This window comes from Vibrio sp. ZOR0018 (assembly GCF_963865925.1).
Taxonomy (GTDB): domain Bacteria; phylum Pseudomonadota; class Gammaproteobacteria; order Enterobacterales; family Vibrionaceae; genus Vibrio; species Vibrio anguillarum.
In genome coordinates, this window is record NZ_CAWMCN010000163.1 from 53,206 (window position 1) to 76,357 (window position 23,152).

Here is a 23,152-nt window from a genome sequence, read left to right on the forward strand (position 1 = left end):
ACTTACCTTTAAAATTCGCACCAATAGCGTAAATTTTATACAAATCAGTCTATTAAGTATGATAGGTGAGTAGCAAAACTCAATAACGATATTCAACAGTGTGCTTTCGAACGAAGAAAGGAAGTAGAATTAACAGCTTCTTTTGTGTTTGGGATAGACTAAAATAATCTAATAACCTCGTGGATACGTAATTTTTGCCTAGCTTCTGCCATTAAAGAAGCTCACTCATTGCTGGTACACTCTCGGCCTGACTTAGTAAGTGTTCACACTCTGTTTGGATGAGTGACACACATAGCTCTATGTGTTCACGTTCCTCATCGTCGATTCCTTGAGCTTCGGTAAGGTCAATCGCTTCCTTCAGAGCATTTTTTATAGCACCAACGGTTTCTACCATTATGGAAGCCATTTTGGTGCCTGAATAACCCAGCAGAGCGCCGAATTCAGCTAAATCATAGCTGGTGATAGGGCGTTTGAAGTTACCTTTCGGCGGATTTTGAAAGTCTTCACTTTCCCAATCTCCAATCGACATTGCAAAATATTGAGGGATACTGGCGGCACGCCCCTCATCAGCAGACAACTTACCGCTTCGTGAGTTGCGTTTTGTTCCCTCTTGAGCGATTGCTTCTATGTTTACTAAATCATAAAAAGGGGTCAGTTCCAGGCCTTTAGGGGTGACGAAGAAGCTAATATTTTTACCATGGGCATCGTAGTTTAGCGTTACTAGATTAAAGAGCATCCATTGGGTGAGCTTTAGGTTAGTGATGACCGTGTCTATGGTTTTGACGCACAGTAGGCGTGGGAAAGAAACGCCATCACGCATATATACGCCATCGCCTTCATCCCCATTCTGACGCTCGTATTTGTAACCTGGAGGTAAGTCAGTTGCCTGACAGCCATCAATCACATGTTTTCGTTGAACGACATCACGAGTCGCGATATAGGCACGATCGAACCGCTCTATTATCAGTGTCCTAGTCTTCCCAATGCGAGTTAACTCAACATTAGCGACGTCCAAACCTGCTAGCTTGGCTAATGTCATGCAAAAGAACTCATTAACAGCAATACACGGTGCTTTACCGCTTTCAAATTTCAGAATGTAGTTCGAACTTAATTTGCCTTCACCAAACCCCCACTCATCACCGCGTTTAAGTAAGTTTAACTTGTTTTGAACACCAGCAACCGAAAGGCGAACCTTACCGTCCCAATACACTAATGGCGCTAGATTTCGCTCTAGTCGTTCTATTAGTTCATCATCAGGTACAGATCTAAAGCTGGTTTCCCCAGGTTCTGAGCCTGGAACTCGAAAAGATAGTGCGCCAGAAGTTTCCGCACCAAGCTTACGAATCAGCCCGAATGTATTGCTTTTGGAGATAGTGGTGTTTTGTATCATCTCCTCAAAGGCTTCTCCTTCAGGAAGGAGATTTCTGAGGTAGTTCTCAATACTACGTGGCGAAGCCCGATCATCGAAAGGGATGTGTGGCGAAATCGGGAAACCAGTGTGTTTCCATTCATCTTCATAGATGAATGAGAACTCTGTTTCTGTTCCGACAGGAAGAATCAAACGACCAATTTTGGTATTCGTACCGATAAACACGTCTAACTGTTGTAACTTACTCATACCAACCGTCCTCATTGCTTCTCACGCTGTTTTCAGCTTGGGAGGTTATTTGGCTATGTGGACGAACAAATAGGTTTAAATCGATAAGGCGTAAAGATAGCCCTAAGATGTCCATGAGGACGAGTACATTGGCAAAGGTGACACTGGTATCGCCTTTTTCTACTTTCATGACCGTTCTACGAGATAAGTTGGCTTTTGAAGCGAGATCATCAATACGCCAGCCTCTATCGGTGCGCTTTGAGCGAATGGCGCTCCCCAGCGTTTCCATACTGAATTCGGTATTCAAATCAGGCATAGGTTGTGCCTTTACCATCTTACCTTTTTTCATAAGTGCCTTTTAATGTACTTTTGTCACTATTGGGTTCGTCTTAATATATAAGTTCACTATAACTCACTTTTGTTGTGACTGTATAAGAAATTATCTATAAGTGTAATTTAAGTCACTTATGGTTGGTTTGCGAGTTTAATACTTCTCTTTGTTCTCTATGAGAGAGTTTTATCAGCCAGAAGGACACATTTGGCAACAGAGTAGTATTCGGATTAGTATTGGGAGAAGACAGAGAAGAGTGCGTGATCGGGGCTTACCTGACCCATTACCTGACCCAAAATCGTCAGGTACAAAAAAAGGTTAGTAAACACTACGCTTACTAACCTTCTAGGATTTGGTGGCCCCTCCCAGACTTGAACTGGGGACCAATCGATTATGAGTCGACTGCTCTAACCACTGAGCTAAGGGGCCAAATTAGGTGTGTGATTATAGGGGATGGAGTTATGAGTGTCTACCCGCAAAATAGGGTAAATGCGCTTAGTTTTTATCCACTTAAACCATGAGATACAAAAAAGGTGAGCTTGTGCTCACCTTTTAGATTGGATAGGTTGCGATTACTCGTCTAGGAAGCTGCGCAATGTTTCAGAGCGGCTTGGGTGACGCAGTTTACGCAGTGCTTTCGCTTCAATTTGGCGGATACGCTCACGCGTTACGTCAAACTGCTTACCAACTTCTTCTAGCGTATGGTCTGTATTCATATCAATACCGAAACGCATACGCAGTACTTTCGCTTCACGAGGGGTTAGGCCAGCAAGAACGTCACGAGTCGCTGCTCTTAGGCTGGTGGCCGTAGCAGAATCAAGTGGTAGTTCAAGGGTTGTATCCTCGATAAAGTCACCAAGATGCGAATCTTCGTCGTCACCGATAGGTGTCTCCATAGAGATTGGCTCTTTAGCAATTTTCAGTACTTTACGAATTTTATCTTCTGGCATTTGCATGCGTTCTGCCAATTCTTCTGGCAGAGGCTCACGGCCCATCTCTTGCAGCATCTGACGTGAGATTCGATTCAGTTTGTTGATCGTTTCGATCATGTGCACTGGAATACGAATAGTACGTGCTTGGTCTGCAATTGAACGTGTGATAGCTTGGCGAATCCACCAAGTGGCGTAAGTTGAGAACTTATAACCACGGCGGTATTCAAACTTATCTACCGCTTTCATCAGGCCGATATTACCTTCTTGGATAAGATCCAAGAACTGCAGGCCACGGTTGGTGTATTTCTTCGCGATAGAAATAACCAGACGCAAGTTTGCTTCAACCATCTCTTTTTTCGCTCGACGAGCTTTCGCTTCACCGATAGACATGCGACGGCTGATGTCTTTAATGTTTTGTACATTCAAAGACGTTTCTTCTTCGATCATTTTCAATTTATGAATTGAACGACGAATGTCTTCTTCTTGCTGTCTGATTTTTTCTGCATAAGGTTTTTCTGAAGCGAGTACTTCATCTAACCATGCATCGCTTGATTCATTGCCAGTGAATAAGGCAATGAATGATTTCTTAGGCATTTTACCGTATTCGACCGCAGCTCTCATGATCAGACGTTCTTGAGTACGAACACGATCCATAGAGGTGCGAAGCTTGTTGACTAGGTAGTCAAATTGCTTTGGCGTGAGTCGGAATTCACGGAAAATATCCAACATCAACTCGGTGGCTTGGGCGGCTTTATTGCTGTCATAGCCATGCTCATTTTTCGCGAGTTGAAGATTTTGATACTTGTTGCGTAGTTCGGTGAATTTTTCTAGCGCAAGCTCAGGGTCGATTCCTGCATCTTCTTCAGAGTCAGTATCTTCGCTGTCGTCATCGTCGTCATCATCAAGATCGTCTTCATCAGCAAGGTCAGCACTAGCAAGCTCTGAACCGATATGGGTCGCTGTTGGGGCGTTCGTTGCATCTGAGTCAGGATCAACAAAACCTGATATCAGGTCTGTTAAACGAAGTTCTTCAGCAAGAACTTTGTCAAATTGCTCTAAGATGTATGGAATGGTGCCTGGATATTCAGCCACTGCGCGTTGAACTTGGTTAATACCATCTTCAATACGCTTGGCGATATCAATTTCACCTTCGCGAGTCAGCAGTTCTACGGTACCCATTTCGCGCATATACATGCGCACAGGGTCGGTAGTACGACCAATTTCGCTTTCTACACTGGATAATGCAGCGGCTGCAGCTTCGGCAGCATCCTCATCGGTGATTGCGTTGTCATCATTTAGAGCAAGATCATCGGCATCAGGGGCAGTTTCTACCACCTTAATGCCCATGTCATTGATCATCTGAATGATATCTTCTACCTGCTCGGAATCTACGATTTCTGCTGGTAGGTGGTCATTTACTTCGGCGTAGGTCAGATAGCCTTGCTCTTTGCCTTTAATGACAAGTAGTTTTAGCTGTGACTGCGGATTTTGATCCATAGACGGTATCCAACTTCATATCTGGTGAAGGAATTAGTATGCGAAATGCAAACCACATATACTAACAAATTTATTCATTGCTGACTATTTAAACTGGGTTACGCTTTCAAGTCTTTCATTAAGTCTTGAAGCTCCCGTCTCTCTTCGGCTGATAAACCGACGCTTCTTTCTTTTGCCTGCAGGTTTTCAATTTGCTTTTCGATGCATTGAGCCAATATTTTGTCCAATGAATCTAAAAATAGTTCTTCTTGGTTGTCTTCAACAAGTGGAATTTCCCAACTTGCGAGGCGAGACAGAAGGGTCTCGTTTTTATTACCGCGCCAGTGTTCAAGCAATTGGCCTGTAGTAATATTGGGGTACGCTTGACAATTCTCAAGTACCTCAATTAATAAACTTAAACCGGGTATGGGCAAGGATTGAACGCTGGAAATATCAGGCACCATTTCAGCATAGCTTGGATTTTGAATAAGCAAAGCGATCACTTCACGCATCGGTGTGCGTTTGAGCTCTTTGTGTGGCTGTGAGCGGTGTTTGTCTGATTCTGGCAGTGATGGCTTTTTATAAATCCCAGTTTTTTGCCCTAATATTTTGAGCAATTGCGCTTGTAGAGATGTGTCTGGCACTTTATTAATCAGTGGTAGTGCCAGCGCCTCAAGCGCCGCTTTCCCTTCGTTATTACCGACATCAACTTGTGACAGTAGGTTGGTAAATAGGTATTTGGATAAGGGTTCAGCATCTTGCACTAACTGTTCAAAGGCCGCTTTTCCATGGGTTCTGATGTAGCTATCTGGGTCTTCACCGTCAGGTAAAAACAGGAATTTAAGAATATTGCCACTTTTGAGATAACTCAACGCATTTTCCAGTGCACGCCACGCCGCTTCTCGCCCTGCTCGGTCACCATCATAGCAACAGACCACCGTATTGGTTTGGCGAAAAAGCAGTTGCAGGTGATCGCCTGTAGTTGAGGTTCCTAGCGAAGCAACCGAGTAGTCGACCCCATATTGCGCCAGAGCCACCACATCCATATAACCTTCAACCACTAATATTTGCGGGGGTTCACGATAGGCTTGCATGACATCGTATAGGCCATACAGCTCTTTACCTTTATGGAAAATGGGAGTTTCTGGTGAGTTCAGGTATTTTGGCGTTCCATCACCCGTAACGCGTCCACCAAAGCCGATCACTCGTCCGCGGCGGTCGCGAATGGGAAACATAATACGTCCACGAAAACGATCGTAGCGGTTGCCTTTGTCATTTTCGATCAACATGCCGCCAGTGACGAGCATCTCTTGGCTTTCTTGTTGTTGACCGAAGTTTTTGCGCACTAAATCCCATTCGTCAGCGATATAGCCAATACCAAATTTCTGCACGATTTCGCCAGAAAGACCGCGATCTTTTAGGTACTCGATGGCATGACGATTACCCGGAACTTTGAGTTGGTTGCGGTAAAACTGCGCAATGCTGCCCATTAAGTCATAAAGGGTGCGTTTTTCTTCACTATTGGCTTTAGGGGCTGATGAGAAATGGCCACTAGAGCGTTGCTCTCGGGGAACTTCTAGCCCCACAAAAGAAGCCAATTCTTCGATGGCCTCGACGAATTCAAGGCGTTCATATTCCATCATGAAGTCGATGGCGTTGCCATGCACGCCACAACCAAAGCAGTGATAGAACTGTTTTTCTTGGCTTACACTAAATGAGGGCGTTTTTTCATTATGGAATGGGCAGCAAGCACCGTAGTTCTTACCTTTTTTCTTAAGTTTCACACGTGCGTCTATGATGTCGACAATATCAAGTCGAGCAAGGAGATCATCAATAAAACTGCGAGGGATGTGTCCTGCCATAAAACCTAAAAGAAAAGATTAAAACGAATGATTAGATACAAACAAGCCGTGCGCTCCAGAGGATAGCACGGCTTGATGCAATTTGATGCGGGCATTTAAGCGAGTTTAGTTCGAACTAATCCGCTGACTTTACCCATATCTGCACGCCCTTGAATTTGCGGTTTCAAGACAGCCATCACTTTCCCCATGTCTTGCATGCCAGCAGCAGCGGACTGGGTGATCGCATCATCAATTAATGCGCTCACTTCATCATCGCTCAACGGCTGAGGCATAAATGCCTCAAGGATAGTGATTTCTGCTTGCTCTGCATCTGCGAGATCTTGACGATTGGCAGCTTCATATTGAGCGACAGAGTCGCGACGCTGTTTAACCATTTTTACCATCACAGCAAGAATATCGTCGTCGTTCAGAGTGATCTGCTCGTCGACTTCTCGTTGTTTGATCGCGGATAAGGCTAAACGAATAGTGCCAAGGCGTACTTTATCCTTGGCTTTCATCGCTAATTTTTGCTCTTCTTTGAGGATATCAATTAGAGCCATAACTCTCGTTCCTTAATGGAAAAAGGTTATTAGTACAGGCGAACGCGACGTGCGTTTTCGCGAGCTAGCTTCTTAGCGTGACGCTTTTGAGCTGCTGCTTTAGCGCGTTTGCGAACGGTAGTTGGTTTTTCATAGTGCTCACGACGACGCACTTCAGAAAGGATACCTGCTTTTTCGCAAGAGCGCTTGAAACGACGTAATGCAACATCGAACGGTTCGTTTTCACGTACTTTAACTATTGGCATATGCCTTTCACCTCAGGGGTTATTCGTTAACGCTGATATTTTGAGGCTTAAACCACAAGATTTCTTGTCTGTTTGCTCGGTTATCAGCTTGATCAAAAATGGTGCGGAATTTTAATCCGATCGCAATAGCTTTGTAAAGCACTTTGTCGATTATAGTCTGTACAAAATTTGTTTACGGAGCCAAGGCGGGGTAACATGGCGGCCATTTCCAATTGTTGATGAAAGCGTGCTGAGAAAATTATGCGCATTATTGGTATTGAAACCTCGTGTGACGAGACTGGCATCGCCATTTATGACGAAGAGAAAGGCTTACTTTCTCATCAATTGTACAGCCAAGTAAAACTGCACGCCGATTACGGCGGTGTGGTGCCGGAGCTTGCTTCTAGAGACCATGTTAAAAAGACCATTCCACTGATAAAAGCAGCGATGGCTGAAGCGAATTTGACGCCAGCGGATATTGATGGCGTGGCTTACACCGCAGGTCCTGGTTTAGTGGGTGCGCTGCTTGTTGGCGCGACGATTGGCCGTAGTTTGGCTTATGCGTGGAATGTGCCAGCGGTGCCTGTTCACCATATGGAAGGGCACCTTTTAGCTCCGATGCTTGAAGATAATCCGCCTCCGTTTCCGTTTGTGGCCGTACTGGTTTCCGGTGGTCATTCCATGATGGTAGAGGTGAAAGGGATTGGTGAATATAAGATCCTCGGAGAGTCTATTGATGACGCGGCCGGTGAGGCGTTTGATAAAACCGCGAAGCTGATGGGGCTTGATTATCCCGGGGGGCCATTGTTGGCTCGTTTGGCTGAAAAAGGAACGCCAGGGCGTTTTAAGTTTCCGCGTCCGATGACGGATCGACCAGGGTTAGACATGAGTTTCTCTGGTTTAAAAACATTTACAGCCAATACGATTGCAGCTAATGAGAATGATGATCAGACCCGAGCAGATATTGCGTATGCCTTTCAAGAGGCGGTGTGTGGCACTTTAGTGATTAAGTGCAAGCGAGCCCTTGAGCAAACTGGCATGAAACGTATTGTTATTGCCGGTGGCGTGAGTGCCAATAAACAGTTACGCGCAGAGCTTGGCGCACTGGCGAAAAAAATTGGTGGTGAAGTGTATTACCCGCGTACTGAGTTTTGTACCGACAACGGTGCAATGATTGCTTATGCGGGTATGCAGCGTTTAAAAAATGGTGAAACAGTCGATTTAGCGGTACAGGCAACACCTCGCTGGCCGATTGATCAACTTAAACCCATTATTTAGCGGGTGTCGCAACGGCCTCTTTTTAGAGGCCGTTTTGTTCTTTGGTACTTCCGTTTCTGTGGCGTTCTGTATTGATTTTAATTAGCCATTGCTTAAATTCTGCTCTGAGCTGTTATCGCTCATATCAATGCTACAATGCCAACCTACTTTACTAATATTGGATTCACAATGAAGACATTTGTTATTGATGATTGCCAGATGCGCTATTTGGATCAAGGGCAAGGTGAAGTGCTTGTTTTCGGTCACAGTTATCTGTGGGACAGCGCAATGTGGGCACCTCAGGTGGAAGCGTTGAGTCAACACTACCGCTGTATCGTGCCTGATTTATGGGCGCATGGTCAGTCAGATTTTGCACCGTCATCCATGAACACACTGAAAGATTATGCTCAGCATATTTTGGCTTTGATGGACCACTTATCGATTGAGCAGTTTTCTATCATTGGTCTTTCTGTAGGCGGAATGTGGGGGGCTGAGTTAGCCGTTCTTGCGCCTGCGCGCGTGAAATCATTAGTGATGATGGATACCTTTGTTGGTCTAGAGCCTGAAGTCAGCCATACAAAATATTTTGCCATGCTCGATGCGATTGCGGCGATGCAGCAAGTGCCAGCACCGATTGTTGATGCAGTTGTACCGATGTTTTTTGCAAAAGATGGCGAGCAGCAAGCTCCGGCATTAGTGGCTGGATTCAAGCAACATTTATCGGCGCTTACTGGTCAACAAGCGGTGGAAGTGGCTCGGTTGGGGAAAATGATCTTCGGTCGTCGTGACATGATTGAAGAGGTGGAGCAATTGAGGTTGCCAGTGCTGATTGCAGCTGGCGCTGAAGATATGCCTCGTCCGCCTCTTGAGGCTTACTTAATGAATGATGCCATTCACGGCAGTGAGTTAGAGGTTATTGCTAATGCTGGACATATCAGTAACTTAGAGCAACCTGAATACGTTACCGCCATGTTGACCCGTTTCTTGAAAAAAGCGCTTAGCTAGTCTTCTCTAATTAGCGGGTCATGCTTAATCAAAAAAGGCTTCGTAAGAGGCCTTTTACTTATTCGTCATTGACGTTATTTGCAAGCGGGTTTATCCATCATCCAAGCTAGCTCAAGAACCAAGCGTTTTTTTCTCACCCACTTTCGGCTCTGTGCCAGCCAATAACCGTTTAATATTTTGGTGATGACGAAACACGATAAGGCCGCACAGCATTGCTACCGGTAAGGTATATTGCGGTTTGATCAACCAAGTGTAGAACGGAGCGAGCAGCACCGTAACCAAAGCCGCTAAGGATGAATAGCGAAATAAAAATGCAACGCTGACCCAAGTCAATATGATAAATACGGTGAGATCTAAACCGATCGGTGCGATCGCTCCCAGTGCTGTTGCAACACCTTTTCCGCCTTTAAAATGAAAGAAAATAGGATACATATGGCCAAGGCAAGCGGCGATGGCGACTAGGCCCAATAGAATGGGGTCAATTCCCAAATAGTAGCTGCCCCATACGGGAATAGTACCTTTGAGCATGTCACACAGCAGTACCGCGATGGCGGCTTTTTTTCCACCAATGCGTAATACGTTAGTTGCTCCGGGGTTATTTGAGCCCATATTGCGAGGATCGGGCAGGCGTAATAAACGGCAGATCAACACCGCACTTGAGATCGAACCCAGTAAATAGGCAGAAATGATCATTATCAGTGCGAGTGGTGTCATAAGTACCTCTGCAGTGGAAATGCCCTAAAGCAAGTTCACAAGCCATTGTTAACCATGATGAAAAGCAAAAAAATGTTTTGGATTTCGCATCTCGACTCAGTTTGGGTATATGATATCGCGATTAGGCAAAATAGTACGATTTTTTACGTAATTAGGGTATCCGACCTCTAGAGGAAGAGACGCAAAAATGGACAAAGTCTTTATTGAACAGCTGACGGTAATTACGACCATTGGCGTGTATGATTGGGAACAAGAGATTAAGCAGAAGTTGGTGCTCGACATCGAAATGGCGCACGACAATCAACCCGCAGGTAAAAGTGATGATGTGAGCGATGCATTAGACTACGCACAAGTGAGTCAAGCGGTCATCGCGCACATCGAAAATGGTCGCTTTTTATTGGTAGAGCGTGTTGCAGAAGAAGTAGCAGAGCTTCTGATGCAGCGTTTTTCCGTTCCTTGGGTTAAAATTCGCTTAGCAAAGCCCGGCGCGGTAGCACAGGCATCCAGTGTTGGCGTTATCATTGAACGAGGCCATGCATGACGACGGTCTATGTTGGCGTCGGTTCTAATATTGAAAGACGCAAACATATCGAAGCAGCCATCGAGGAATTGTCGACCATCGGAAATCATCTACAGATCTCGACCATTTACGAATGTGCATCGGTTGGTTTCAATAGTGCGGCCTTTTATAATTTAGTCGTTGCGCTGGAAACAAGGCTTTCGTTGAGTGATTTCGTGGCGCAACTTCGAGCGATTGAATCTCGATGGGGGCGCGACCCGCAGGCGAAAAAATTTCAAGATCGCACCTTAGATCTCGATATTATCTTGTTTGGTGAAGAAATTTCAGCGCAAGACCCTGAACTGCCACGCAGTGATATCTTTAAATATCCATTTGTCATACAACCACTTTACGATTTGTCACCGGAACGGATCGTTCCCAATGATGGTCGTAGTGTGCGTCAAATATGGCAACAAGCGATCAATTTAGAATCGCTCAACCCTGTCAAACCTTGGTTCGACATTAATTAAGAGTTAATAATGAGTTATTTAGAAGCGTTTTTTTTGGCTTTGATTCAAGGCTTAACCGAATTTTTACCTATCTCCAGCTCCGCCCATTTGATTTTGCCTTCAGCCATTTTAGGCTGGGAGGATCAAGGTCTTGCCTTTGATGTGGCGGTGCATGTCGGCACATTAGCTGCCGTGGTTATCTATTTTAGGAAAGAAGTCGTGACTTTACTGCGCGCTTTTTTTGCCTCGATTTTTAAAGGCGAGCGCAGTAAAGAATCGAAACTGGCATGGATGATCGTACTAGCAACCATTCCTGCCTGTATTTTCGGCTTTTTTATGAAAGATATTGTTGAACTCTACCTACGCAGTGCTTGGGTGATAGCAACCACCACTATTATTTTTGGTCTATTACTGTGGTATGTCGATAAAAACGCTCCATTAGCGGATGATGAATACCAAGCCGATTGGAAAAAATCGCTGATGATTGGTTTGGCACAAGCGGTTGCGGTTATCCCCGGTACCTCTCGCTCAGGAGCGACCATCACTGCGGCGTTGTATCTTGGTTTTACTCGTGAAGCGGCCGCGCGTTTTTCTTTCTTGATGTCGATTCCTATCATTGTTTTGGCGGGTGGCTATTTAGGGTTAAAGCTGGTGACCAGTGGCGAACCTGTGCATTTTGGTTTCTTAACGACGGGTATCCTGACCTCCTTTATCAGTGCTTATATTTGTATCCATTTCTTCTTAAAACTGATTTCTAAAATGGGTATGACTCCGTTTGTCATTTACCGTTTAATTCTGGGTGGCGGCTTATTTGCGTTCCTAGTGATGAGTTAAATAAAGGCTTGTGGTATAAATAGCCATCATTTTCGTGCTGTGTTAGAGCGTCACTTTTTTTAAACAGCACGCTTTGTTTATCGTTTACGTTCTCTTTCATAGTGAACGTTTTGAATGGTTATAGATGTGATGCGACTTTTTGCGGTGACATTGGCGTTATTATTCGGTTTATTACAGTACGATTTGTGGCTCGGTAAAAATGGCATTGCTGATTATCGAACCATTGTCGATGAAATTGACGTGCAGCAACAAGTAAACGAAAACCTAACGCTACGAAATTCGGAAATGTTCGTCGAAATTGATGATTTACGACAAGGATTGGACGCGATTGAAGAGCGAGCGCGTCATGAATTAGGAATGATAAAAGCAGGTGAAACTTTCTATCGATTGGTCGGTGAGGATAGTCAATAAATGCCGCACAGTACGCTTTCTCTTACCGCGATTGTACCGGCTGCTGGTGTTGGCAGCCGAATGCAAGCAGATCGTCCGAAACAGTATTTAACCATACACAACAAAACCGTTCTCGAACACACAATAGCGACGCTGCTCGCGCACCCTAATATTGATCGCGTTGTTGTCGCCGTCAGTGACGATGATCCTTACTATTTTGCTCTGCCATTAGCCACTAACCCCAATGTTATTCGCGTCAGCGGTGGTCAAGAGCGAGCCGACTCGGTGCTCTCGGCGCTGCAATATGTTTTAGCTAATTCCCTAGGTGAATGGGTTCTCGTGCATGATGCAGCGCGGCCTTGTCTTACTTTTGCAGATATTGACCGATTGATTACGACAGCTAAAGAGCATCCGGTAGGTGCGATTTTAGCTGCACCCGTTCGAGACACAATGAAGCGTGCTGATGGCGAAAACAACATTGATCATACCGTTGATCGCGTCGCATTATGGCATGCACTCACCCCACAGATGTTTAGAGCCAAGCCGCTTTTTGAGGCTTTGTCGGATGCGTTAGATCAGCAAGTCATCATCACCGATGAAGCATCCGCAATGGAGTGGCAAGGGTTACATCCAGCGTTGGTCGCTGGGCGGGCGGATAATCTCAAAATTACGCAACCCGAAGATCTCGCTTTAGCTGAGTTTTACTTACGTCGTACTTCCTCACTAGCCGCAATAGGAAATAACCATGATTAGAATTGGCCACGGTTTTGATGTTCATAAGTTTGGCGGTGAAGGCCCAGTCATCATTGGGGGAATTGCCGTTCCTTATGAGCAAGGCTTAATTGCTCATTCCGATGGTGATGTCGCCTTGCATGCTTTAAGTGATGCGCTGCTTGGCGCGATTGCCGCAGGTGATATTGGCCGCCATTTCCCCGATACCGATGATAAATGGAAAGGGGCAGATAGCCGTGAATTATTGAAAGATGTCTATCGCCGTGTGAAAGCGCAAGGCTACCGTTTAGGAAATGCCGACGTCACCATTATCGCGCAAGCGCCGAAGATGGCGCCGTATATTGAAGCGATGTGCGCTGCCATTGCGCAAGATCTTGAAACGACGCTAGATAATATTAACGTCAAAGCAACCACAACCGAGCGCCTTGGTTTCACTGGGCGCAAAGAAGGTATTGCTTGCGAAGCGGTTGTCTTATTGATCAAATGTACTACAGATTAAATGCACGGTTGATCAAAGCATAATATTGCCTTAATAAAACGACCCAACAAATTGAAGAGGTAATGGTAATTCACTTACCTCTCCTTCTATGTAAAAACACGTTATTGATGGACTACCGCCAACGAATGGCACGCTCAGTAACGCGCAATAGCGGCTCATGCGTCGCTGTTTTTATTATTACCGCCAACTCGCGTCAGCGACGGATGAAAACATGTCAGATATATTATCTTCATTGGCTTACCTTTGTGGTAAACCAGCCGCTAAAGCCAAAATAAAAGCCAAGCCAGAGCACTTTAAAGTGATTGAAGACTTAGGATTCGAACTGGCAGGAAGTGGTGAACACTTAATGGTTCATATTCGTAAAACTGGTGAAAATACCAGTTTTGTGGTCAATGAATTGGCTAAAGCATGTGGTGTGAAATCAAAAGATGTGAGTTGGGCTGGTCTGAAAGATCGTCATGCGGTTACGCAGCAGTGGCTCAGTGTACATTTACCAAAAGGTGAGACGCCAGATTTCACCGAGTTTTTGGCTCAATATCCGAGCATCGAAATTCTGGAAACTACGCGTCACAATAAAAAGTTGCGCCCCGGAGATTTAGTCGGCAATCATTTTGAAATCACGCTTTCTGAAGTCACCGACACCGCCGAAGTCGTGACGCGATTAGAGCACATCGCCACGCACGGTGTGCCTAATTATTTTGGTAGCCAACGTTTTGGCAATCACGGCAATAACCTCAGTGAAGCGCGTCGCTGGGGAAAGGAGAACGTGCGTTCACGTAACCAAAATCAGCGCAGTTTGTATCTCTCGGCGGCCCGTTCGTGGATTTTCAACCAAATTGTCTCTGCCCGTATCGAGCAAGATAAGTTACACCAATTTATCGAAGGAGATATCGCACTTGAGGGAGAGAAAACGATCTTAGTCACCTTGGCGAATCTTACCGATCTCAATAACAAACTGGCATTGAATGAAGTGCAAATAAGTGCTGCTTTGGCGGGCGATAACGCACTACCGACGCAAGGTGAGGCTTTAGATTTAGAACAAGTTCACCTTGATGCTGAACCTGACTTGATGGCACTGATTCGCAGCAATCGTATGCGTCATGAGCGCCGGGCGCTGATGCTTAAGCCTCAGAATATTTCTTGGACAGTTGAACAAGACAATGTGACGTTACGTTTTGATTTAGATGCAGGAAGTTTTGCTACCTCAGTCATTCGTGAATTGGTTGAAGAGATAGCGGTTGAACGCGAGTTCTAAGGATAAAACTCGATGAAGATTTTATTAAGCAATGATGATGGTGTATACGCGCAAGGTTTAAATACCCTAGCACGCGCGCTGGCGGATCTCGCCGAGATCGTGATTGTCGCGCCGGATCGTAATCGGTCAGGAGCCTCCAATTCGCTGACATTAGAGCAGCCGCTTCGTGTGGATCTCATTGCACCCAATACCTATTCAGTGCAAGGCACACCAACCGATTGTGTGCATTTTGCACTCAATGAACTGCTCAAAGATGATCTGCCTGATTTGGTGCTGACAGGCATCAATCATGGTGCGAATTTGGGCGATGACGTGCTCTATTCGGGCACGGTTGCGGCGGCGATGGAAGGGCACTTTCTTGGGGTGCAAGCGATCGCGTTTTCACTGGTCGGGACGGCTAATTTTACTACGGCAGCCCAGATAGCACGTCAGTTGGTCGAACAGCATCTCAATGCCCCGATCCCAACCAATCGATTATTGAATGTGAACGTACCAGATCGTCCATTTGAGGAGTTAGCGGGTATTCAAGTGACGCGTTTAGGTGCTCGCCATCACGCAGAAAGTATGATTAAGCAGAAAGATCCTCGTGGGCATGATATTTATTGGTTAGGTCCTCCGGGTAAAGAGCAAGATGCAGGGCAAGGGACTGATTTCTATGCGATTGAGCATGGTTATGTCTCCTTGACGCCGTTGCAGGTTGATCTCACGGCTCATGAGTCACTGCCAAGTATGGATAACTGGTTGAAGGAAAAAGGGTAATGGCCAATCCACATGCCGACAGATTAATTGAATTTCTGATCGCGAATGGTATCCAAGATCAAACCGTTTTGGATGCCATTCATTGTTTGCCAAGAGAAAGCTTTGTTTCTCAGGCGATGATGCATCAAGCCTATGACAACAATGCCTTGCCGATAGGCCAAGGACAAACGATTTCACAACCTTACATTGTGGCAAAAATGACGCAGCTTTTAGAACTTGAGCCGCAGAGTAAGGTCTTAGAAATTGGCACAGGATCGGGTTATCAAACCGCTGTGCTTGCCCAGTTGGTTGAGCACGTGTATTCGATTGAACGGATCAAGTCATTACAGTGGGACGCGAAGCGTCGTTTAAAGCAACTTGATATTTATAACGTCTCCACTAAGCATGGTGATGGCTGGTTGGGCTGGGATGCTAAAGCTCCTTTTGATGCGATCATTGTTACGGCAGCGGCCGAATTTGTCCCAAATGCGCTGCTTGATCAGCTTGCGGAAGGTGGCCGTTTAGTGATCCCTGTCGGCAGTAGTGAGCAACAGTTATTGAAAATAGTTCGCCAAGGCGATGATTTTATTTCTAACACCATTGAGATGGTGCGTTTTGTTCCTTTAGTTGCCGGTGATTTAGCTTAGTGATGATGAGTAACCTAAGAAACAGAGTAATAATGGTGCTAATTAGTAGCGTCCTTATCGGATGTGCTGCTCATACTCCTGCACCTGTTTCTGGGCTCAATAAAGACTATAATGCCATTCCTCGTGGTAGTTATCGCGGCAGTTTTTACGAAGTGCAAAAAGGCGATACGCTCTATTTTATATCTTATGTCACAGATAAAAATGTAAACGACTTGATCCGTTTCAATAATTTAAAAAAACCTTACACCATTCATCCCGGTCAAAAACTCAAATTATGGATCCCCAATTACACGCCTCCTGCTTACGGTGGTAGTGGTGTAACAGAAGTCATTGTGGCTGCAACCCCTTCGAGCACAATGGCTGGCTTAGTTTCCCCCCCAATGGTTGTAGACGGAGTGAGTAAAAACTCTAATCAAAATAGTGGATCTAATGCCGCAAGTTCTTCGACCAAAGTCGCAAAGAAAGATCCTCCTAAGGTAGTTGAACAATCGAAATCAAAAGAGTATGTTGATTCAAAAGGTAAGCAAAATGTTAATGCTAATGTAACCTTTGCTAAACCAAAAGATGATAAAGTTTCAAAATGGTTATGGCCGACACAAGGGAGAATAATTAAAAACTTTTCAGCAGGCGATCAAGGAAATAAAGGGATCGATATCGCAGGACAGCGTGGTCAATCCATTTTATCAACTGCTGCAGGAACCGTTGTCTATTCGGGAAATGCATTAAGAGGTTACGGCAATCTTGTGATTGTTAAACATAACGATAACTACCTCAGTGCTTATGCTCATAACGATCGGTTACTGGTAAAAGAAGGACAAAGTGTTAAAGCTGGCCAAAAAATAGCAACCATGGGCAGCTCAGGAACCAGCAGTGTTCGTTTACACTTTGAAATTCGTTATCAAGGTAAGTCGGTGAATCCAAAACGCTACTTACCGTAAACATACTTGAAAGAGTCATGTAGCGACATTAGAAAGTAGTAATGTCTTGCTAGCTCGCCAGGGGGAGGCGCTATGAGTATCAGCAATGCAGTAACGAAAGTCGAAGAGTTTGAAGACCAAGAGATCATGGATTCGATTGAGGTTGATGAAGAACTCACCACCACTAAAAGCCAAAGCGATGACGATGTTCAAATCGAAGATGCCAAAGAAGGATTTGACGCGTCAACAAAAAGCTTAGATGCAACACAGATGTATCTTAGCGAGATTGGTTTTTCTCCATTATTAACAGCCCAAGAAGAAGTACTTTATGCTCGTCGTTCACTGAGAGGCGATGAAGCTGCTCGTAAACGCATGATCGAAAGTAACTTACGTTTGGTCGTTAAAATTTCTCGCCGTTATGGTAATCGTGGCTTAGCTTTACTCGATCTAATTGAAGAGGGTAATTTAGGCTTGATCCGTGCGGTAGAAAAATTTGATCCAGAACGTGGCTTTAGATTCTCAACCTATGCTACTTGGTGGATCCGTCAAACCATTGAACGTGCATTAATGAACCAAACGCGCACTATCCGTTTGCCAATTCACGTCGTTAAAGAGTTGAATATCTACCTTCGCACGGCTCGCGAGCTATCGCAGAAGTTAGATCATGAACCTACCGCAGAAGAAATTGCGTTCCAACTGGATAAGCCAGTAGAAGATGTCAGTAAAATGCTGCGTCTTAACGAGCGTATCAGTTCTGTTGATACACCGATTGGCGGCGATGGTGACAAAGCACTACTCGATATTATCCCAGATGCGAACAACTCTGATCCTGAAATTTCTACGCAAGATGATGATATCCGTGAATCACTACTGAATTGGTTAGATGAACTGAACCCAAAACAAAAAGAGGTACTTGCACGCCGTTTTGGGCTATTAGGTTATGAACCGTCCACCTTAGAAGAAGTAGGGCGCGAAATTAACTTAACTCGTGAACGAGTTCGTCAAATTCAAGTGGAAGGCCTACGTCGTTTGAGAGAGATCTTGGTTAAACAAGGCTTGAACATGGAAGCGCTGTTTAATGTTGAATACGACTAAAGGTTGGTTCAACAAGACCTTGATTCATAAAACCATTGATTTATAAAACCGTTGATTTATAAAACTATTGCATAAAAGCACAAAAGGCACCGACTTAAAATCGATGCCTTTTTTATTTTTAATATCAGATTTTTACATTAGCTTCTTCAAGCGATAAAGCGCTTCTAACGCTTGGCGAGGCGTTAGATCGTCAGGATCAATAGCTGCTAATGCCTGTTCGACTTCGCTTGGGTCTGGGATCAAACTGAGTTGATTAGCAATATCTACGGTTGAGCTTTTGCTGCCATTGGGCTGCTGTTGGCTCAATAACTCGAGCTGCGACAGTTTAGCGCGCGCGTTTTTGATCACTGTTTTAGGCACGCCAGCAAGACCTGCCACTGCTAGGCCGTAAGATTTACTTGCCGCCCCTTCTTGAACCGCATGCATAAAGGCAATGCTATCGCCATGTTCCACGGCATCTAAATGCACGTTGGCTAAGTGAGGTAGCTGGTTTGGCAGCTCGGTCAGTTCAAAATAATGAGTGGCAAATAGCGTTAGCGCGCCAATTTGGCTTGCGAGCCATTGTGCACTTGCCCAAGCCAGTGATAACCCATCATAGGTACTGGTGCCGCGGCCAATTTCATCCATCAATACCAAGCTATTTTGTGTCGCATTATGCAAAATGTTGGCAGTTTCGGTCATTTCAACCATGAAAGTAGAGCGACCAGAGGCGAGATCGTCCGATGCACCAATGCGGGTGAAGATGCGGTCAATCGAACCGATGTGTGCTGCTTCTGCTGGCACATAGCAACCGATATGCGCTAATAAAGTAATTAATGCAGTTTGGCGCATGTAGGTCGATTTACCGCCCATGTTAGGCCCGGTAATGATCAACATTTTTCGTTGCGGATTGAGCTCAATTGGGTTGGCAATGAAGGGTTCATTCATCACTTGCTCGACGACAGGGTGACGGCCCGCTTGGATATGGATCGCTGGCTCTTTACTCAAGGTCGGGCGACAGTAATCTAAGCTTTCAGCGCGCTCGGCAAGGTTTTGCAACACATCGAGCTGCGATAGCGAAGATGCAAGGTTTTGCATCTGCTCTAAATGAGGCAACAATAAGTCAAATAACTCTTCCCAAAGCTGCTTTTCCACTGCCAGTGCTTTTGATTTCGAGTTGAGCACTTTATCTTCATGCGCTTTTAGCTCGGCAATAATATACCGCTCGGCATTTTTCAGCGTTTGGCGGCGCACATAGTGGGGAGGAACAAGGTGACTCTGGCCACGGCTGACTTGAATGTAGAAACCGTGAATCGCGTTGTAGCCGACTTTTAGCGTATCAATGCCGTGACGTTCGCGCTCTTCAGCTTCTAATTTATTCAAGTATTCGGTTGCGCCGTTGGCTAAATCACGCCATTCATCCAGTTCGGCGCTGTAGCCATCGGCAATCACGCCACCATCACGAATCACAACTGGTGGGTTGTCTTTGATTGCTCGCTCAAGCAGTGTGCACAGCTCATCCAATGGCTGTACATGATGAGTTAACTGAACTAAGTGGGGTTGCGATAAGGGTTGCAGTATTTCACTGAGCTGCGGCAATTGCTGCATCGCATGTCGCAGGCGTGCTAAGTCTCTTGGGCGAGCGGAACGCAATGCCAAACGAGCAAGAATACGTTCAATATCGCCAATCTGTTTCAGCACAGGTTGTAATTCACTAAACAGAGCAAGCTGTTTCAACTCGCCGATCGCATCAAGGCGTTGATTCAGCGTATCAATACAGCGCATCGGTTGGTGTAACCAGCGTTTAAGCATGCGGCTGCCCATTGGGGTGGCGCAATGATCGAGCACTTCCGCTAAGGTGTTATCAAAGCCACCGGACAAGTTCTGCGTGATCTCTAAATTACGGCGCGTGGCGGCATCTAAGATCACCGAGTGATCTTGGCGATCAAACGTCAGTGAACGAATATGAGGCAGTGCAGTGCGCTGCGTATCTTTCACGTATTGAATCAAGCAGCCAGCGGCGCATAAGCCCAGTTTAGCCTGTTCTACGCCAAAACCGACCAAATCACGCGTACCAAATTGTTGGTTCAACTGCTGTTTTGCTGTCTCTAACTCAAATTCCCAAATAGGGCGGCGACGGTTTCCTTTGCGATTGCCCATTAAAGTGACTGGCGTGAAATCTTCAGGGAAGAGCAGTTCGCGCGGTGCGGTGCGTTGCAGTTCGGCGGCCATCGCCTCTTCGGTTTTTGGCTCACTCAGTTGGAAGCGCCCTGAAGTGATGTCTAAGGTTGCGTAGCCAAAGCGACCATCGTGGTGGTAGATGGCGGCAATTAAGTTATCGACTCGCTCAGAGAGCAAGGCTTCATCCGTGACCGTGCCGGGCGTGACAATCCGCACCACTTTACGCTCAACGGGGCCTTTGCTGGTGGCAGGATCGCCAATTTGTTCACAAATCGCGACGGATTCGCCCTGCTGTACCAATTTCGCTAAGTAACCTTCCACGGCGTGATAGGGAACGCCCGCCATTGGAATAGGCTCACCCGCAGAAGCACCGCGTTTGGTGAGTGATATTTCCAGCAATTGCGATGCGCGTTTAGCGTCATCGTAAAACAGCTCGTAGAAATCGCCCATCCGATAAAAGAGCAGAATATCGGGGTTTTCGGCTTTCAATCGCAGATATTGCCGCATCATCGGGGTGTGCTGTGGTGAAGACTCGGCGGAAGATGCGCTGGATTTGCTCATGTTATTCGTCACTCGATTATCAATGGCTGACTGTGAAAATGACCACCCTACAGGAATGGCAGCGGCCTTAGCTCTGACATGAGTTAGAAAGAATCGTCAGAACATGCATTTAAATAGTTGGAGAGGATAACAAACTTCGCTATTGCTGAGCAATCAAGGGATGCTGATGTGGAAGCAAAGCCAAGGGCTAAAGAATGATGAGCGCGTCAGCACTGATTAGCCCGTTGGGTTGGAGATTTGATCTAAGAAAAAAGACCGGATGAGAGATAACGATCGCCTCGATCGCAAATGATGGCGACAACCACCGCTCCGGGATTTTGTTGCGCGATTTGTAACGCCGCGAAAACGGCGCCTCCAGAGCTGACGCCAGCGCAAATACCTTCTTGGGTTGCCAAAGCACGAGCCGTATTGATGGCATCTTGCTCTTCAATATCGAGTACTACATCAACACGTGATGATTCAAAAATGCCGGGTAAATAAGCTTGAGGCCAGCGGCGAATGCCCGGAATTGCACTGCCTTCTGCTGGTTGTAAACCGACAATGCTTATCTCTGGATTTTGCGTTTTTAGATAGCGAGAAGTGCCCATGATGGTGCCCGTTGTGCCCATACTTGAGACAAAGTGGGTGATTTCCCCGTGGCTTTGTTGCCAAATTTCTGGGCCAGTTGAATCAAAATGAGCTTGCGGGTTGTCGGGGTTATTGAATTGATCGAGTACTTTTCCTTTGCCTTCACTTTGCATTTTTAATGCTAAATCGCGCGCTCCTTCCATGCCTTGCTCTTTGCTGACTAAAATGAGCTCACAACCATACGCTTTCATCGCGTCTTTACGCTCTTGGGTGGCATTATCCGGCATGATTAAAATCATTTTGTAGCCTTTGATGGCGGCCGCCATTGCCAGCGCAATACCCGTGTTGCCGCTGGTCGCTTCAATGATGGTATCGCCCGGCTGGATCTCTTGGCGACGCTCTGCTTGCACTATCATATTGAGTGCTGGGCGATCTTTGACTGAACCTGCTGGGTTATTGCCTTCTAGCTTGACCAATACGGTGCTTGAGGTGTGAGCTGCCAGTCGCTGCAAGCGAACTAAAGGTGTTTGCCCGACATATGCTTCAATCGTTGGAAAGTCCGCCATCATGTTGTCCTTAATTTTTTAGTCGGAAGAGTAAGATGACGTATCCACCTTACCGAACACTACTATAAAGTCGTGCTGGTAATTGGCATACAATTTATTGCTAGAGTTTATTCCAAAAAGTTCTAGTTATCCTCTTTGTTATAATTCATTTTCCTCATACTCTAATTGCCAAGGACGCCATTTTGGCCGTAGTGATTAGGGAGTAGCAATATATGAAGTTCATCAAGTCAGCCTTAGCCAGCTTATTAGTTGTAGGATCGTTGAATGTTTCGGCCGCAGATCAAACCATTCTCAACTCATCGTACGACATCGCTCGCGAGCTGTTTGCTTCTTATAACCCAGTGTTTGAAAAACACTGGCAACAAAAGACAGGCCAAACAGTGGAGATCAAACAGTCGCACGGTGGGTCATCTGCGCAAGCTCGCTCAATTTTGCAGGGGTTAGCCGCCGATGTAGTGACATTCAATCAGGTAACGGATGTTCAGGTGCTGCACGATCGTGGCAAGCTTATCGATGCTAATTGGCAAGAAAAATTGCCCAATGCAAGCTCACCTTACTACTCCACGACCGCATTTTTAGTGCGCAAGGGAAATCCAAAAAATATTCAAGATTGGGGCGATCTCGCTAAAGCTGATATGGCTTCTGTATTCCCCAATCCTAAAACCTCAGGTAATGCACGTTATACCTATTTGGCCGCGGTCGGTTATGCACAAAAGACTTTTGGCAAAGAGAACCAAGCCGAGCAGGATCAATTCCTCAAACAATTTTTAGCTAATGTAGCGGTATTTGATACTGGCGGCCGTGGTGCGACTACTTCGTTTGTTGAACGTGGCATTGGCGATGTGCTGATTACGTTTGAATCTGAAGTGAACAATATTCGTCAGCAGTATGGCGTGGATGAATATCAAGTTGTGGTACCTAAGACCTCTATCTTGGCCGAGTTTCCCGTGGCCGTGGTGGAAAAAAATGCCAAGCGTAAAGGCACGCTTGAAGTAGCCAACGAATATCTTGCTTATCTGTACAGTGAAGAAGCGCAACGTTTGCTGGCTGGGTTTAATTACCGCGTTCATGATGAAAAAGTGAACGCAGAATTTGCTGATCGCTTCCCTGAAGTTGAATTGCTAACAGTTGAGAGCATTGCTGGCGGGTGGGAAAGTGCCATGAAACTTCATTTTGCCAATGGCGCGAAGCTTGACCAACTTCAACGTCGTTAATTCGTCATCGCCACCTGCGCTGAGTGTGGGTG

At 45.7% G+C, this 23,152-nt stretch carries 23 protein-coding genes and 1 tRNA gene; 14 read left to right on the forward strand and 10 right to left on the reverse strand.

From position 1 onward, the window contains the following. Positions 1 to 211: 211 nt before the first annotated feature. The 7 genes from AACR75_RS18260 to rpsU all read right to left on the reverse strand — a co-directional run bounded on the left by AACR75_RS18260 (position 212) and on the right by rpsU (position 6,982). Entirely contained in the window at positions 212 to 1,618 is a 1,407-nt protein-coding gene (locus tag AACR75_RS18260) for a HipA domain-containing protein (protein ID WP_047688234.1), read from the reverse strand. Continuing rightward, positions 1,611 to 1,946 carry a helix-turn-helix domain-containing protein gene (locus AACR75_RS18265; protein ID WP_020904247.1) on the reverse strand — a complete coding sequence of 112 codons (336 nt, stop codon included), beginning with the start codon at positions 1,944 to 1,946 and terminating at the stop codon, positions 1,611 to 1,613. Before AACR75_RS18265 ends, AACR75_RS18260 begins: the two co-directional genes overlap by 8 nt. A gap of 335 nt (positions 1,947 to 2,281) precedes the next feature. After that, positions 2,282 to 2,357 (reverse strand) — tRNA-Ile (locus tag AACR75_RS18270). 143 nt (positions 2,358 to 2,500) lie between these two features. After that, positions 2,501 to 4,357, reverse strand: a complete 1,857-nt coding sequence (rpoD, locus tag AACR75_RS18275; RefSeq protein ID WP_013857727.1) for an RNA polymerase sigma factor RpoD — start codon at positions 4,355 to 4,357, stop codon at positions 2,501 to 2,503. Between the two features lie 98 nt (positions 4,358 to 4,455). Further along, entirely contained in the window at positions 4,456 to 6,198 is a 1,743-nt protein-coding gene (gene dnaG / locus AACR75_RS18280; RefSeq protein WP_013857726.1) for a DNA primase, read from the reverse strand. Between the two features lie 95 nt (positions 6,199 to 6,293). Next, the gene (locus tag AACR75_RS18285) at positions 6,294 to 6,737 is read right to left on the reverse strand and encodes a GatB/YqeY domain-containing protein (protein ID WP_010318215.1); all 444 of its coding nucleotides are present in this window, start codon (positions 6,735 to 6,737) and stop codon (positions 6,294 to 6,296) included. Positions 6,738 to 6,766: 29 nt separating this feature from the next. Then, on the reverse strand, positions 6,767 to 6,982 hold the full coding sequence (rpsU, locus tag AACR75_RS18290) for a 30S ribosomal protein S21 (RefSeq protein WP_004396009.1): 216 nt from the start codon (positions 6,980 to 6,982) through the stop codon (positions 6,767 to 6,769). A 240-nt stretch (positions 6,983 to 7,222) separates the two neighbouring features. On the opposite strand from rpsU, the gene tsaD reads away from it, so the two are divergent. After that, positions 7,223 to 8,239, forward strand: coding sequence for a tRNA (adenosine(37)-N6)-threonylcarbamoyltransferase complex transferase subunit TsaD (gene tsaD, locus AACR75_RS18295; RefSeq protein WP_017046706.1), 1,017 nt, complete (start codon positions 7,223 to 7,225; stop codon positions 8,237 to 8,239). A 135-nt stretch (positions 8,240 to 8,374) separates the two neighbouring features. Beyond that, positions 8,375 to 9,223 carry an alpha/beta fold hydrolase gene (locus AACR75_RS18300; RefSeq protein ID WP_047688239.1) on the forward strand — a complete coding sequence of 283 codons (849 nt, stop codon included), beginning with the start codon at positions 8,375 to 8,377 and terminating at the stop codon, positions 9,221 to 9,223. A 111-nt stretch (positions 9,224 to 9,334) separates the two neighbouring features. Here AACR75_RS18300 and plsY read toward each other — a convergent pair whose 3' ends face one another. Continuing rightward, positions 9,335 to 9,937 carry a glycerol-3-phosphate 1-O-acyltransferase PlsY gene (plsY, locus tag AACR75_RS18305; RefSeq protein WP_047688241.1) on the reverse strand — a complete coding sequence of 201 codons (603 nt, stop codon included), beginning with the start codon at positions 9,935 to 9,937 and terminating at the stop codon, positions 9,335 to 9,337. A 187-nt stretch (positions 9,938 to 10,124) separates the two neighbouring features. Here plsY and folB point away from each other — a divergent pair, with 187 nt between their 5' ends. The 11 genes from folB (at position 10,125) to rpoS (ending at position 18,052) form a co-directional block, all read left to right on the forward strand. Further along, complete coding sequence (gene folB / locus AACR75_RS18310; RefSeq protein ID WP_017047526.1) at positions 10,125 to 10,478, forward strand: bifunctional dihydroneopterin aldolase/7,8-dihydroneopterin epimerase; 354 nt, start codon at positions 10,125 to 10,127, stop codon at positions 10,476 to 10,478. Continuing rightward, positions 10,475 to 10,966: a 2-amino-4-hydroxy-6-hydroxymethyldihydropteridine diphosphokinase gene (gene folK, locus AACR75_RS18315; protein WP_047688243.1), complete on the forward strand. Its 492-nt coding sequence runs from the start codon at positions 10,475 to 10,477 to the stop codon at positions 10,964 to 10,966. The genes folB and folK overlap by 4 nt, the downstream gene beginning before the upstream one ends. Before the next feature lie 9 nt (positions 10,967 to 10,975). Then, positions 10,976 to 11,779 carry an undecaprenyl-diphosphate phosphatase gene (locus AACR75_RS18320; protein ID WP_047688245.1) on the forward strand — a complete coding sequence of 268 codons (804 nt, stop codon included), beginning with the start codon at positions 10,976 to 10,978 and terminating at the stop codon, positions 11,777 to 11,779. A gap of 129 nt (positions 11,780 to 11,908) precedes the next feature. Further along, complete coding sequence (ftsB, locus tag AACR75_RS18325; RefSeq protein ID WP_026028366.1) at positions 11,909 to 12,190, forward strand: cell division protein FtsB; 282 nt, start codon at positions 11,909 to 11,911, stop codon at positions 12,188 to 12,190. Next, positions 12,191 to 12,922: a 2-C-methyl-D-erythritol 4-phosphate cytidylyltransferase gene (gene ispD, locus AACR75_RS18330; protein ID WP_047688246.1), complete on the forward strand. Its 732-nt coding sequence runs from the start codon at positions 12,191 to 12,193 to the stop codon at positions 12,920 to 12,922. Then, on the forward strand, positions 12,915 to 13,400 hold the full coding sequence (gene ispF, locus AACR75_RS18335; RefSeq protein WP_013857718.1) for a 2-C-methyl-D-erythritol 2,4-cyclodiphosphate synthase: 486 nt from the start codon (positions 12,915 to 12,917) through the stop codon (positions 13,398 to 13,400). Before ispD ends, ispF begins: the two co-directional genes overlap by 8 nt. Before the next feature lie 157 nt (positions 13,401 to 13,557). Further along, on the forward strand, positions 13,558 to 14,655 hold the full coding sequence (gene truD / locus AACR75_RS18340; protein ID WP_081989674.1) for a tRNA pseudouridine(13) synthase TruD: 1,098 nt from the start codon (positions 13,558 to 13,560) through the stop codon (positions 14,653 to 14,655). 12 nt (positions 14,656 to 14,667) lie between these two features. Continuing rightward, positions 14,668 to 15,414 (forward strand): 5'/3'-nucleotidase SurE, encoded by a 747-nt coding sequence (surE, locus tag AACR75_RS18345; protein ID WP_010320454.1) that lies wholly within the window; start codon positions 14,668 to 14,670, stop codon positions 15,412 to 15,414. Beyond that, entirely contained in the window at positions 15,414 to 16,040 is a 627-nt protein-coding gene (locus AACR75_RS18350; protein ID WP_013857716.1) for a protein-L-isoaspartate(D-aspartate) O-methyltransferase, read from the forward strand. Before surE ends, AACR75_RS18350 begins: the two co-directional genes overlap by 1 nt. Before the next feature lie 5 nt (positions 16,041 to 16,045). Beyond that, positions 16,046 to 16,978, forward strand: a complete 933-nt coding sequence (gene nlpD / locus AACR75_RS18355; protein ID WP_047688264.1) for a murein hydrolase activator NlpD — start codon at positions 16,046 to 16,048, stop codon at positions 16,976 to 16,978. 72 nt (positions 16,979 to 17,050) lie between these two features. Further along, positions 17,051 to 18,052, forward strand: coding sequence for an RNA polymerase sigma factor RpoS (rpoS, locus tag AACR75_RS18360; RefSeq protein WP_017047531.1), 1,002 nt, complete (start codon positions 17,051 to 17,053; stop codon positions 18,050 to 18,052). Between the two features lie 132 nt (positions 18,053 to 18,184). Here the strand turns inward: rpoS and mutS are convergent, their stop codons facing one another. Together mutS and cysM are read right to left on the reverse strand one after the other, a co-directional pair. Then, positions 18,185 to 20,773, reverse strand: a complete 2,589-nt coding sequence (mutS, locus tag AACR75_RS18365; protein WP_047688248.1) for a DNA mismatch repair protein MutS — start codon at positions 20,771 to 20,773, stop codon at positions 18,185 to 18,187. A gap of 242 nt (positions 20,774 to 21,015) precedes the next feature. Further along, positions 21,016 to 21,906 carry a cysteine synthase CysM gene (gene cysM, locus AACR75_RS18370; RefSeq protein ID WP_047688250.1) on the reverse strand — a complete coding sequence of 297 codons (891 nt, stop codon included), beginning with the start codon at positions 21,904 to 21,906 and terminating at the stop codon, positions 21,016 to 21,018. A gap of 212 nt (positions 21,907 to 22,118) precedes the next feature. On the opposite strand from cysM, the gene cysP reads away from it, so the two are divergent. Next, positions 22,119 to 23,120, forward strand: coding sequence for a thiosulfate ABC transporter substrate-binding protein CysP (gene cysP / locus AACR75_RS18375; protein WP_047688252.1), 1,002 nt, complete (start codon positions 22,119 to 22,121; stop codon positions 23,118 to 23,120). The last annotated feature ends 32 nt before the right edge of the window (positions 23,121 to 23,152 follow it).

Bases quoted from the DNA above. Each gene is read 5' to 3' on its own strand.
- AACR75_RS18260 (WP_047688234.1), bottom strand. From the start codon at position 1,618: ATGAGTAAGTTACAACAGTTAGACGTGTTTATCGGTACGAATACCAAA.
- AACR75_RS18265 (WP_020904247.1), bottom strand. From the start codon at position 1,946: ATGAAAAAAGGTAAGATGGTAAAGGCACAACCTATGCCTGATTTGAAT.
- rpoD (WP_013857727.1), bottom strand. From the start codon at position 4,357: ATGGATCAAAATCCGCAGTCACAGCTAAAACTACTTGTCATTAAAGGC.
- dnaG (WP_013857726.1), bottom strand. From the start codon at position 6,198: ATGGCAGGACACATCCCTCGCAGTTTTATTGATGATCTCCTTGCTCGA.
- AACR75_RS18285 (WP_010318215.1), bottom strand. From the start codon at position 6,737: ATGGCTCTAATTGATATCCTCAAAGAAGAGCAAAAATTAGCGATGAAA.
- rpsU (WP_004396009.1), bottom strand. From the start codon at position 6,982: ATGCCAATAGTTAAAGTACGTGAAAACGAACCGTTCGATGTTGCATTA.
- tsaD (WP_017046706.1), top strand. From the start codon at position 7,223: ATGCGCATTATTGGTATTGAAACCTCGTGTGACGAGACTGGCATCGCC.
- AACR75_RS18300 (WP_047688239.1), top strand. From the start codon at position 8,375: ATGCCAACCTACTTTACTAATATTGGATTCACAATGAAGACATTTGTT.
- plsY (WP_047688241.1), bottom strand. From the start codon at position 9,937: ATGACACCACTCGCACTGATAATGATCATTTCTGCCTATTTACTGGGT.
- folB (WP_017047526.1), top strand. From the start codon at position 10,125: ATGGACAAAGTCTTTATTGAACAGCTGACGGTAATTACGACCATTGGC.
- folK (WP_047688243.1), top strand. From the start codon at position 10,475: ATGACGACGGTCTATGTTGGCGTCGGTTCTAATATTGAAAGACGCAAA.
- AACR75_RS18320 (WP_047688245.1), top strand. From the start codon at position 10,976: ATGAGTTATTTAGAAGCGTTTTTTTTGGCTTTGATTCAAGGCTTAACC.
- ftsB (WP_026028366.1), top strand. From the start codon at position 11,909: ATGCGACTTTTTGCGGTGACATTGGCGTTATTATTCGGTTTATTACAG.
- ispD (WP_047688246.1), top strand. From the start codon at position 12,191: ATGCCGCACAGTACGCTTTCTCTTACCGCGATTGTACCGGCTGCTGGT.
- ispF (WP_013857718.1), top strand. From the start codon at position 12,915: ATGATTAGAATTGGCCACGGTTTTGATGTTCATAAGTTTGGCGGTGAA.
- truD (WP_081989674.1), top strand. From the start codon at position 13,558: ATGCGTCGCTGTTTTTATTATTACCGCCAACTCGCGTCAGCGACGGAT.
- surE (WP_010320454.1), top strand. From the start codon at position 14,668: ATGAAGATTTTATTAAGCAATGATGATGGTGTATACGCGCAAGGTTTA.
- AACR75_RS18350 (WP_013857716.1), top strand. From the start codon at position 15,414: ATGGCCAATCCACATGCCGACAGATTAATTGAATTTCTGATCGCGAAT.
- nlpD (WP_047688264.1), top strand. From the start codon at position 16,046: ATGAGTAACCTAAGAAACAGAGTAATAATGGTGCTAATTAGTAGCGTC.
- rpoS (WP_017047531.1), top strand. From the start codon at position 17,051: ATGAGTATCAGCAATGCAGTAACGAAAGTCGAAGAGTTTGAAGACCAA.
- mutS (WP_047688248.1), bottom strand. From the start codon at position 20,773: ATGAGCAAATCCAGCGCATCTTCCGCCGAGTCTTCACCACAGCACACC.
- cysM (WP_047688250.1), bottom strand. From the start codon at position 21,906: ATGGCGGACTTTCCAACGATTGAAGCATATGTCGGGCAAACACCTTTA.
- cysP (WP_047688252.1), top strand. From the start codon at position 22,119: ATGAAGTTCATCAAGTCAGCCTTAGCCAGCTTATTAGTTGTAGGATCG.